12 protein-coding genes are annotated in these 10,342 nt (G+C 61.8%); 3 read left to right on the plus strand and 9 right to left on the minus strand.

What is annotated here, in order from left to right; all coding sequences use genetic code 11:
• The coding region (locus tag DBR24_RS04355; RefSeq protein WP_128614024.1) for a heavy metal sensor histidine kinase at nucleotides 1-1,251 on the minus strand (1,251 nt) is incomplete at its 3' end.
• The gene (locus tag DBR24_RS04360) at nucleotides 1,241-1,921 is read right to left on the minus strand and encodes a heavy metal response regulator transcription factor (protein WP_123470456.1); all 681 of its coding nucleotides are present in this window, start codon (nucleotides 1,919-1,921) and stop codon (nucleotides 1,241-1,243) included. The genes DBR24_RS04360 and DBR24_RS04355, both read right to left, overlap by 11 nt.
• Nucleotides 1,922-2,057: 136 nt before the next feature.
• Here DBR24_RS04360 and DBR24_RS04365 point away from each other — a divergent pair, with 136 nt between their 5' ends.
• Nucleotides 2,058-2,543, plus strand: coding sequence for a heme-binding protein (locus DBR24_RS04365; protein ID WP_128614026.1), 486 nt, complete (start codon nucleotides 2,058-2,060; stop codon nucleotides 2,541-2,543).
• A gap of 11 nt (nucleotides 2,544-2,554) precedes the next feature.
• Nucleotides 2,555-2,965, plus strand: coding sequence for a hydroxyisourate hydrolase (gene uraH / locus DBR24_RS04370; RefSeq protein ID WP_123470452.1), 411 nt, complete (start codon nucleotides 2,555-2,557; stop codon nucleotides 2,963-2,965).
• Between the two features lie 124 nt (nucleotides 2,966-3,089).
• Here uraH and DBR24_RS04380 read toward each other — a convergent pair whose 3' ends face one another.
• Entirely contained in the window at nucleotides 3,090-3,767 is a 678-nt protein-coding gene (locus DBR24_RS04380) for a Crp/Fnr family transcriptional regulator (protein ID WP_128614027.1), read from the minus strand.
• 82 nt (nucleotides 3,768-3,849) lie between these two features.
• Here DBR24_RS04380 and DBR24_RS04385 point away from each other — a divergent pair, with 82 nt between their 5' ends.
• A complete protein-coding gene (locus tag DBR24_RS04385; RefSeq protein ID WP_123470448.1) occupies nucleotides 3,850-4,374 on the plus strand; it encodes a DUF962 domain-containing protein in 525 nt (174 codons plus the stop codon).
• Nucleotides 4,375-4,482: 108 nt separating this feature from the next.
• Here the strand turns inward: DBR24_RS04385 and DBR24_RS04390 are convergent, their stop codons facing one another.
• From DBR24_RS04390 to DBR24_RS04420, 6 genes are all read right to left on the minus strand, one after another.
• Nucleotides 4,483-5,472 carry a sulfate/molybdate ABC transporter ATP-binding protein gene (locus tag DBR24_RS04390; protein ID WP_123470446.1) on the minus strand — a complete coding sequence of 330 codons (990 nt, stop codon included), beginning with the start codon at nucleotides 5,470-5,472 and terminating at the stop codon, nucleotides 4,483-4,485.
• 3 nt (nucleotides 5,473-5,475) lie between these two features.
• Nucleotides 5,476-6,348, minus strand: coding sequence for a sulfate ABC transporter permease subunit CysW (gene cysW, locus DBR24_RS04395; protein WP_007952817.1), 873 nt, complete (start codon nucleotides 6,346-6,348; stop codon nucleotides 5,476-5,478).
• 13 nt (nucleotides 6,349-6,361) lie between these two features.
• Nucleotides 6,362-7,180, minus strand: coding sequence for a sulfate ABC transporter permease subunit CysT (gene cysT, locus DBR24_RS04400; protein WP_007952818.1), 819 nt, complete (start codon nucleotides 7,178-7,180; stop codon nucleotides 6,362-6,364).
• Between the two features lie 230 nt (nucleotides 7,181-7,410).
• Nucleotides 7,411-8,424 (minus strand): sulfate ABC transporter substrate-binding protein, encoded by a 1,014-nt coding sequence (locus DBR24_RS04405; RefSeq protein ID WP_128614028.1) that lies wholly within the window; start codon nucleotides 8,422-8,424, stop codon nucleotides 7,411-7,413.
• Between the two features lie 148 nt (nucleotides 8,425-8,572).
• Nucleotides 8,573-8,755 carry a sulfur starvation response protein OscA gene (oscA, locus tag DBR24_RS04410; protein WP_034151822.1) on the minus strand — a complete coding sequence of 61 codons (183 nt, stop codon included), beginning with the start codon at nucleotides 8,753-8,755 and terminating at the stop codon, nucleotides 8,573-8,575.
• Nucleotides 8,756-9,041: 286 nt separating this feature from the next.
• Nucleotides 9,042-10,342 (minus strand): bifunctional diguanylate cyclase/phosphodiesterase (locus DBR24_RS04420; protein ID WP_128614030.1); only part of this gene is annotated, 1,301 nt, incomplete at its 5' end.

Below are 10,342 nucleotides of genomic sequence, written 5' to 3' on the forward strand. Positions count from 1 at the left end.
TGACGGATCGACGCGATAAAAGCGATCGAACAATTTGCCCAGATGCTGCGGCGCAATGGCCGGGCCGTGGTTATGCACCTGCAACCAGCACACGCCCGGCTCATCGCAGCGCCGCAGGCTGATCAGCGTGCCTGTATCGGCGTGGCGCACCGCGTTGGCCAGCAGATTACCGAGGGCGCGCTGCAGCAATTGCTGGTCGGCCAACAGTTCGCCGTGCAGCTGGTTTTCCAGGCGCAACTGACGATCATCGGCCAGGGCTTCGAAGTAATCGCACAGCTCGCCGCCGAGGCTATGCAAATCCAGCGTCTGCAAGTCGAGCGCCCGCTCCGCCTGCTCGGCGCGAGCGAGGAACATCAGATTTTCGGCCATGCGCTTGAGGCGTTCGAATTCTTCCATGTTCGACGCCAGCAACTCCTGATACTCCGCCGTGCTGCGCGGGTGATTCAGCGCTTGCCCGTTGCTCGCCAGCAAGGTGTGCAGTGGCGTGCGGATTTCGTGCGCGAGGTCGGCGGAAAACTGCGACAGCCGCTGCACGCTGTCGTCCAGCCGCGCGAGCATACCGTTGAGCGCCTGCACCGGTTCGAGCAGCTCGGCCGGCGTACCGCTCGCCGACAACCGTTGATCGAGGCTACGCAGGTCGATTCCGCGCACCGCTTCGCTCAATTGGCGCAACGGTTGCAGGCCACGGCGCAGCAACACCAGGCCCAACGCGAACGCCAGCAATGCGCCGAGCCCGACTGCCAGATACAGACGCATGCGATAACGGCCGAGCATCTGCTCGCGCTCACTGAGCACCTTGCCGGCGATCACTGTCAGCGGCTCGCCGTTCGGCCCTCGGGCTTCACCGGACAACAGCGCCAGTTCGGCACCGTCCGGTGCCTGCCAGGTCAGCACGTCGCGGCGCTGCGGCGTCTGCTCGCGGGGGATCGCCTTGAGCGGCGGCAATGCGCGCTGCCGAGGGTTGATGCCGATCACGCTCGATCCGTCGGCGCGCCGCACCAGCAACAGGCTGTCGAGGTTACCGAGCATGTTTTGATAGAGCCGCGGCCGCGCCTGCAAGGCGTCGAGGCTGTCGCTGTCCGCGAGCAACGCGCGCACCTGCTCAAGTCGACCGAGCAAGGCCAGGTCATCGCGGTAAGCGATCTCCGACGCCAGCGAGCGGTAGAGAAACACGCCAATCGCACTGAGCACCAACGCGCAGACCACAGCGAACGCGAGCGCCAGCCGCCAGGCGATCGACCTAGCGCGCATCGTCGGGCGCTTCCAGCTGATAGCCGACGCCGCGCACGGTGTGGATCAGTTTCGGCATGTACGGGTCATCGACCTTGGCCCGCAAGCGACGCACCGCGACTTCGACCATGTTGGTGTCGCTGTCGAAATTCAGGTTCCACACCTGCGAGGCGATCAGTGTGCGTGACAGCACCTCGCCCTGACGGCTGGCGAGCAGTTGCAGCAGGGCAAATTCCTTGTTGGTCAGGGCAATACGCTGGCCGCCGCGACTGACCCGGCGGCGCAGCACATCAATTTCGAGGTCGGCGATGCTGTAGGACTCGGCCTCGCGCATCGGCCCGCGTCGCAGCAACGTGCGCACCCGCGCGAGCAATTCGGCGAACGCGAAGGGCTTGAGCAAGTAATCGTCGGCGCCCAGTTCAAGGCCGCGCACGCGGTCTTCGATGGCATCCTTGGCGGTGAGGAACAACACCGGCGTGGCGCCGCGCTGGCGGATCAGTTGCAGCAGTTGCCAGCCATTGAGGCCCGGCAGCATCACATCGAGGATGATCAGGTCGTACTCCTGCTGCTCGATGAAGTAGCGCCCGTCGAGGCCATTGAGTGCCACGTCCACAGCAAAACCCGATTCACCCAGGCCTTTGGCCAGGAAATTCGCGGTTTTGGCTTCATCTTCTACGACCAGCAAACGCATGGCACACCTCGATTGATCAAGCACACAGGCTAGGCGCCTTCGGCGCGATTGCCCATTACAAACTTGTAATCCGACTGACGGGGTTCTGACGAAGACCGGCGGCTAAGGTGAGGTCCTTCGCTTTCGGAGCCTGCTCATGACCTTCAAATACCTTGCCGCGAGCCTCGCCATCGGCCTGAGCGCCAGCGCCTTCGCTGGCCCTGACCTGCCGCGTCACGCCGACCTTGATCTGAAAACCGCACGCCTGCTGGCCGATACGGCAATGAGTAACTGCACGGGCACGGTGTCGGTGCTCGACCGTGGCGGCAACCTGCTGGTGACCTTGCGCGGCGATGGCATCGGCTCGCACAACACCGCCGCCAGTCAGCGTAAGGCGTACACCGCGCTGTCGACGAAAACCCCGACCCGGCTGTTCGCCGAGCGCGCCCGCAGCAACCCGAACACCGCCAACCTCAACACCCTCGACGAGTTGCTGTTGCTCGGCGGCGGCATCCCGCTATTTGCCGGCAGTGAACTGGTCGGCGCCATGGGCGTGGCCGGTTCCGGTGGCGGCGAGCAAGACGAAAGCTGTGCCATCAAGGCCGCCGAACAGGCCGGCCTGACCCTCACCCGTTCCCAATAAGGAGTCTGACCATGACCACCCTGCGCATGACCTTCGCCGCACTCGGCCTGAGCGCCGTTTCCAGCCTGGCGCTGGCCGCCGGCAATCCACTGAGCGTGCACGTGCTCAATCTGGAAAACGGCCTGCCGTCCCCCGGCATCAACGTGACCCTGGAAAAGCACGTCGGCCAGAACTGGCAGCCGCTGGCTCAGGGCACCACCAACGAACAGGGGCGCATCGCCGAACTGTTCCCGGCCAAACAGCCTTTCGAGGCGGGCGAGTACCGGGTGGTGTTCAAGACTGGCGAGTATTTCGAAAAGGCCAAACGCGAGACGTTTTTCCCGGAGATTCCGGTGATTTTCCAGGTTAAGCAGACTGACCAGCACTACCACATCCCGTTGCTGCTCAGCCCGTATGGTTTCTCGACCTATCGCGGTTCGTAAGCCACGCACGTTGCCCCTTTAGAAGTGAGCCTGCTCGCGATAACGGCGTATCAGTTCATGATGTGTTGGCTGACACACCGCTATCGCGAGCAGGCTCACTCCTACAATGGATCGGTGCCAGATTTTAGAGTGTGGCCAGTGCCCGCAATCGCGCGGCATCGAGGATCTCGATCTCGCCGTAACCCAGCCCGATAATCCCCTGAGCCTGCAAATCCTTGAGGATCTGGTTGGTGGTCTGCCGTGACAGCGACAGCATCGACGCCAGTTGTTCCTGCGGCAGTTGCAGCATCCGCCGGGGCGGGTCGAGTTCGCCGTAGCCTTCGGCGATCATCAGCAGACGATGGGCCAGACGCGCCGGGGCCGGGAGCAAACTGAGCTGTTCGAGGTTGATGAAAGTCAGGCGCAATTTCTGGCTCATCAGCAGCGCCAGATGCCGCCAGTACAGCGGGTGCTCGTCGAGAATTTTCAGCAAAGTGGTCTGTGGAATGTTCACCAGGGTGCACGGCCCGACGGCGTAAGCATCATGGGTGCGCGGCTGACCGTCGAACAGGCAGATTTCGCCGAACCAGTGCGGCGCTTCCACCAGGCTCAGCAACGCCTCCTTGCCCTGCTCGCTGACCGCGCCGATGCGGATCGCGCCGTCGAGCACCGCGTACAACCCGCACGGCGCATCGCCGCGCTGGAACAGGCGCTGCCCCGCCGTCAGCCGCCGCTCCCGGGCTGCCGCCAGCAGACTATCCTGAAAGGATGCCGGCAGATGACTGAACCATTGCCCGGTCATCAACTGTGAACGCTTATCCATGATCACTCCCAATTGTCGCCTGCCTGACAGAGCGAACGCCGAACCCGGGGCATGCTGCGCTCACCCTACAGGAGGAACAACAATGAAAAGCCTCGTCGATCATCTGAGTCAATACGCCGCCTACCACCGTGACCCACGCAACATCGCCAGCCACTTTATCGGCATTCCGCTGATTGTGGTGGCGGTGGCGGTGCTGTTGTCGCGACCAGAGTGGTCACTGGGCGGCTTGTGGCTATCGCCGGCGGTGCTGCTGGCACTGGCTTCGGCGTGGTTCTACCTGCGCCTGGAACTGAAGCTTGGCGCTCTGATGACGCTGTTGATGGGCCTGTCGGTCTGGGCCGGGCACGCGCTGGCGCAGCAGAGCACCATGGTCTGGCTCAGCAGCGGGCTGGCGATGTTTGTGATCGGCTGGGTGATCCAGTTTGTCGGCCATCACTATGAAGGGCGCAAACCGGCGTTTGTCGATGACGTCAGCGGGCTGATTGTCGGGCCGTTGTTTGTCGTCGCCGAACTGGCGTTCATGCTCGGCATGCGCCATGAACTGAAAGAGCAGATCGAAGCGCGGGCGGGGGTGGTGCGAGTCAATCCGAATCGTGCGGCTGTGTAGATCCCTTTCGCGAGCAAGCTCGCTCCCACAGTGGACGGGTGCTGAACACAAACTTCATGTCCGACCGAGTTCCCTGTGGGAGCGAGCTTGCTCGCGAAGCTTTTGATCTTAGAGGTTAGCGACTTTCTGCCAGACCTTCGGTTTGAAGAACAGGGTTTCACCCTTGGCCAGGCCGATCAGGCTGTCATGGTCTTTCACCACTTCGGCCTCGATCAGATCCGTCTGCCCTTCCACCTTCAACGTCACCCGGGTGGTCGCGCCCAACGGGCGGATATCGCGCACTTCAGCGGCATGGTGATCTTCCAGCTCATGTTTGGACAACGACACTTCGTGCGGGCGGAACAGCACGTGGTTGTCGTCGCTGAGCAGCAAGCGGTTCGAATCGCCGAGGAAGTGATAAACGAAGTCGCTGGCCGGGTTTTCGTAAACGTCACCCGGTGAGCCGATCTGCTCGATCACGCCCTTGTTCATCACCACGATACGGTCGGCGACTTCCATCGCTTCTTCCTGATCGTGGGTCACGAAAACGGAAGTGAGGTTGATGTCTTCGTGCAAACGCGCGAGCCAGCGGCGCAGCTCTTTGCGCACCTTGGCGTCGAGGGCGCCGAACGGTTCATCCAGCAACAACACTTTCGGCTCCACCGCCAAGGCGCGGGCCAGGGCGATACGTTGACGCTGACCACCGGACAGTTGCTCCGGGTAGCGATCCGCCAACCAGTCGAGTTGCACCATGTTCAGCAGTTCGTGGACCTTGGTCGCGATCTGGCTTTCGCTCGGGCGCTGGTTTTTCGGTTTCATGCGCAGGCCGAACGCGACGTTGTCGAACACCGTCATGTGGCGGAACAAAGCGTAGTGCTGGAACACGAAACCGACGTTGCGATCACGCACGTCGTGGCCGGAGACGTCTTCACCGTGGAAAACGATGTTGCCCTGATCCGGGGTTTCCAGGCCGGCGATGATCCGCAGCAGGGTGGTCTTGCCGCAGCCCGACGGACCGAGCAGCGCGACCAGTTCACCGCTGTGAATGTCCAGGCTGATGTTGTCCAGCGCCTTGAACGCATTGAAATTCTTGCTGACGTTACGCACTTCGATCGACATGAATTATTCCTCCGCGGCGCTGGCGCGCAGGCGGTTGATACGGTTTTCGCTCCACTGCTTGAGCAGCAGGATGAAGAGCGCCAGGATCAGCAACAGGCTCGCCACGGCGAACGCGGCCACGTGGTTGTATTCGTTGTAGAGGATCTCGACGTGCAGCGGCAAGGTGTTAGTCACCCCGCGAATGTGCCCGGAGACCACCGACACCGCACCGAACTCACCCATGGCCCGCGCGGTACACAGGACCACGCCATAGATCAGGCCCCATTTGATGTTGGGCACGGTGACGTGCCAGAACATTTGCCAGCCGTTGGCGCCGAGCAGCCGCGCAGCCTCCTCTTCCTGAGTGCCTTGTTCCTGCATCAGCGGGATCAGCTCACGGGCCACGAACGGCACGGTGACGAAGATCGTCGCCAGCACGATGCCCGGCAGGGCGAACACGATCTGGATGTCGTGATCCTGCAGCCACGGCCCGAACAGGCCCTGGGCGCCGAACATCAGCACATAGACCAGACCGGCGATCACCGGCGATACCGAGAACGGCAGGTCGATCAGCGTTACCAGCATGCTCTTGCCGCGGAACGAGTATTTGCTCACGCACCACGCAGCGCTGACGCCGAACACCAGGTTCAGCGGCACCGAAATCAGCACGGCGATCACCGTGAGTTTCAGCGCCGACAAGGCGTCCGGTTCAAAGATCGCGGTGAAGAACGCACCAAGGCCGTTCTTCAGCCCCTGCGACACCACGATGAACAGCGGCAACACCAGAAACAGGAAAAAGATCAGCCAGCCTAGACCGATCAGGATTCTGCGCGAAGTGGCACTGCCACGGCGCGCAGCGTTGGCCGAGGACGCGGCCGCAATAGACGATTGGGACATGACTCGCGCCTCCTTATGGGGTTTCGATACGCCGCTGCAGCAAGTTGATCAGCAGCAACAGGACGAAGGAAACCACCAGCATCAGCACGCCGATGGAAGTGGCGCCGGTGTAATCGTATTGGTCGAGCTTGACCATGATCAGCAGTGGCAGGATCTCGGTTTTCATCGGCATGTTACCGGCAATGAAAATCACCGAACCGTACTCGCCGACACCACGAGCGAAGGCCAGGGCAAAACCGGTCAGCCAGGCGGGCAACAGCGCTGGCAGGAGGATATGACGGAACACTTGCAGCGGTTTCGCGCCGAGGCAGGCAGCAGCTTCTTCGACTTCACGGGGAATATCGGCGAGCACCGGCTGCACCGTGCGCACCACGAACGGCAAGGTCACGAAGGTCAGCGCGAGGGTGATGCCCAGCGGCGTGTAGGCGATCTTGAAACCGAGGTCAGCGGCGAACTGCCCGACCAGTCCGGTCGGGGTGTACAACGCGGTCAGGGCGATACCGGCCACGGCCGTCGGCAGGGCGAACGGCAGGTCGATCATCGCGTCGATCACCTTGCGTCCCGGGAAGGTGTAGCGCACCAGCACCCAGGCCAGCAGCGTACCGATGATGCCGTTGATGATCGCCGCACACAGGGCGGTGCCGAAGCTCAGCTTCAGAGCGGCCAGCACGCGCGGGGCGGAGATGATCGTCCAGAACTGATCCCAGGTGAGTTGGGCGGCGTGGACGAACATCGCCGCCAGCGGGATGAGCACAATCAGGCTGAGGTACACCAAGGTGTAACCCAGCGTCAGCCCGAAGCCGGGTATGACGGGGGAGATACGACGCGACATAAAAGTCCTTGGTTAAAAACGCATCAATGTGGGAGCGGGCTCTGTGGCGAGGGGATTTATCCCCGATGGGCAGCGTAGCTGCCCCAAAACCATCGCATGCGGTGTGCCTGGTTTCCCGCATTTGCCGATTTCGGGGCTACTGCGTAGCCCGACGGGGATGAATCCCCTCGCCACAAAAGCCCGCTCCCACATGGTTTCGTGCCTGAGCATCAGGCTCATTGTGGGTCAGATTACTGCGCCTGATAGATCTGGTCGAACACGCCACCGTCATTGAAGAATTTCGGTTGCGCGGTTTTCCAGCCGCCGAAGTCCTTGTCGATGGTCACCAGTTCCAGTTTCGGGAACTGCTGGGCGTACTTCGCCGCCACGTCCTTGTCACGCGGACGGTAGAAGTTTTTCGCGGCGATCTCCTGACCGGCCGGGCTGTACAGGTGTTTCAAATAGGCTTCGGCGATCTGCTCGTTGCCTTTCTTCTCGGCGTTCTTGTCGACCACCGCCACCGGCGGTTCGGCGAGAATCGACAGCGACGGCACGACGATGTCGAACTTGTCCGCGCCGCCGTCTTCTTTCAGCGCCAGGAACGCTTCGTTTTCCCAGGCCAGCAACACGTCACCCTGACCGTTGTTGACAAAAGTGATGGTCGAACCGCGAGCACCGGTATCGAGTATGGGCACGTGCTTGAACAGGGTCTGTACGTACTCTTTGGCTTTTTCTTCACTGCCGCCGTTGGCTTTCAGGCCGTAGGCCCACGCGGCGAGGAAGTTCCAGCGCGCACCGCCGGAGGTTTTCGGGTTCGGGGTGATCACCGAGACGTCGTTCTTGATCAGGTCGCCCCAGTCTTTGATGCCTTTCGGGTTGCCCTTGCGCACCAGGAACACGATGGTCGAGGTGTACGGGGTGCTGGCGTCCGGCAGACGCTTCTGCCAGTCGGCCGGCAAGGACTTGCCGAGCTTGGCGATTTCGTCGATGTCGCCGGCCAGGGCCAGGGTCACAACGTCGGCGCGCAGACCGTCGATCACCGCACGGCCCTGCTTGCCCGAACCGCCGTGGGATTGCTGGATTTTCACGGTGTCGCCGGCATGGTCCTTCTGCCAGAACTTGATGAATTCAGCGTTGTAGTCCTGATACAGCTCGCGCGTCGGGTCATACGACACGTTGAGCAGTTCGTAATCCTTGGCAACGGCGGAACCGGCAAACACAGCGCTGGCCAGGGCGGCCAAAGCGTAACGGCGAATCGACGACATGGTGAAAGCTCCTGGAATTCTCGGTGGTGGCTTTTTCTTATGTATTTCGGAAAGCGTGGTGCCGGTTCAAAAGATCGCAGCCTTCGGCAGCGTCTGCGCACAATCCCCTGCAGGCGCTGCCGCAGGCTGCGATCCTTGGCTCTTCAAATCAGCCCGGTTGTTTACCGGGTTGCTGCAAACGGAATTTCTCTTTGCGCTCGATCTGCACGACCTGGGCGTTGTGCACAGTGATCTCCACCGCGCCGAACCGCAGATCGCGCAGGGCGCTCTGGATTTCACGCAAGATGGTGGTTTCGTCCTGACCGTCAACGCTGCGAAGGGATGCGCTCATGGTGCTGCTCCTTTGAATGGGATATGCCTGGCAGTGGGCGGCACTGCGTTCGGCGTGGGAGCAATATAAGAGAGGCGCAGATATTCTTAAAAAGACTATTTAAGAATGTTTATATAACTGAAAAACATTATCTGACGGGACAAGGGTTTGCGCGCTTTCCCGGTACTCAAGAACACCGCAACCCCTGTGGCGAGGGCGCTTGCTCGCGCCGGGCTGCGCAGCAGACCCAAAAAACCGAGCGCTTCGTACTCGGGCGGGAGCAAGCTCCCCCGCCACAAGATCGGATTCAACCGATAACAGGCGCGCGCGCCCAATCAAGCTCCGCCGCCGGCACCGGCCGCCCAAACCAGTAGCCCTGGCCCAGATCGCACTCCTGCGCCAGCAGAAACGCCGCCTGCTCGACCTGCTCGATGCCCTCGGCATGCACTTGCATCCCCATGCTGCGAGCCAGCGCGATGATCACCCGGGCAATCGCCGCATCGTCCTCGTCCCACGGCAGACCGGCAACGAAACCCTGATCAATCTTCAACTTCTGCACCGGCAAACGTTTGAGCCGCAACAGCGACGAATAGCTAGTGCCAAAGTCATCAATGGCCAGGCGAATGCCCAGCTCACGCAAACGGTGCATCTGTTCCAGCGCGACTTCCGGGTCGTCCATCACCGCACTTTCGGTGACTTCCAGCTCCAGACAAGCCGGATTCAGCCCGGTGTCGTGCAGCACTTGCGCCACCTGTTGATACAACTCGCGACGGGCAAACAGCCGCGACGACACGTTCACCGCGACAAACGACAACACCACGCCCGCCTGCTGCCACGCGCACATCTGCCGGCACGCCTGCTGCATCACCCAGTCGTCGATTTCGGCGATCAAACCGGTGCGTTCGGCAATCGGAATGAACTCCGCCGGCGACACCAGGCCACGCTGCGGATGCTGCCAGCGCACCAGCGCTTCGACGCCGATCAGGCGACCGGTTTTCAGGTCATGCACCGGCTGGTAGTAAACCCGCAACTCCTGCTGCTCCAGGGCGCGGCGCAACTCGAACGCGATTTCGACCCGTTGCTGGGCGTGGGCGGTGAGTTCTTCGGTGTACAGGGCATAACCGTTGCGGCCACTGCTCTTGGCCTTGAACAACGCGGCATCGGCGTTGCGCAACAATTGGTCGGCGCTCAACGCATCGCTGGGAAACAGGCTGATGCCGATGCTGACGTTGATGAACAACTCGTGGCTTTCAAGGCGAAACGGCTCCTTGAGCGCGTCGAGAATACGTTGGGCCAACGCCGCCGCCTGCCCCGGTTGTGGACAACTTTCCACCAGCACGGCGAATTCGTCACCCCCCAGTCGCGCCAGCGTGATGCCGGGGCCGAACAGCGCCTGCAAGCGCGCCGACACCGCTTTGAGCAAGCGATCGCCGACGTTATGGCCGAGGCTGTCATTGATCATCTTGAAATGATCCAGGTCGAGCATCAGCAACGCGCAACCGCGCTTGTGCGCCTGCGCCGACGCCAGCGCCTGCTCGGCACGATCGCTGAACAGCAGACGGTTGGGCAGATCCGTGAGCGGATCGTGGTGCGCGAGGTGTTTGAGTT

The sequence above is a fragment of the Pseudomonas sp. HMWF006 genome, assembly GCF_003061205.1.
GTDB lineage: Bacteria > Pseudomonadota > Gammaproteobacteria > Pseudomonadales > Pseudomonadaceae > Aquipseudomonas > Aquipseudomonas monsensis.

Excerpts from the sequence above, each read along its gene's own strand:
- uraH (WP_123470452.1), top strand. The coding sequence starts at position 2,555 with ATGACCACCCTGCGCATGACCTTCGCCGCACTCGGCCTGAGCGCCGTT.
- oscA (WP_034151822.1), bottom strand. The coding sequence starts at position 8,755 with ATGAGCGCATCCCTTCGCAGCGTTGACGGTCAGGACGAAACCACCATC.
- DBR24_RS04405 (WP_128614028.1), bottom strand. The coding sequence starts at position 8,424 with ATGTCGTCGATTCGCCGTTACGCTTTGGCCGCCCTGGCCAGCGCTGTG.
- DBR24_RS04385 (WP_123470448.1), top strand. The coding sequence starts at position 3,850 with ATGAAAAGCCTCGTCGATCATCTGAGTCAATACGCCGCCTACCACCGT.
- DBR24_RS04365 (WP_128614026.1), top strand. The coding sequence starts at position 2,058 with ATGACCTTCAAATACCTTGCCGCGAGCCTCGCCATCGGCCTGAGCGCC.
- DBR24_RS04380 (WP_128614027.1), bottom strand. The coding sequence starts at position 3,767 with ATGGATAAGCGTTCACAGTTGATGACCGGGCAATGGTTCAGTCATCTG.
- cysT (WP_007952818.1), bottom strand. The coding sequence starts at position 7,180 with ATGTCGCGTCGTATCTCCCCCGTCATACCCGGCTTCGGGCTGACGCTG.
- DBR24_RS04390 (WP_123470446.1), bottom strand. The coding sequence starts at position 5,472 with ATGTCGATCGAAGTGCGTAACGTCAGCAAGAATTTCAATGCGTTCAAG.
- DBR24_RS04360 (WP_123470456.1), bottom strand. The coding sequence starts at position 1,921 with ATGCGTTTGCTGGTCGTAGAAGATGAAGCCAAAACCGCGAATTTCCTG.
- cysW (WP_007952817.1), bottom strand. The coding sequence starts at position 6,348 with ATGTCCCAATCGTCTATTGCGGCCGCGTCCTCGGCCAACGCTGCGCGC.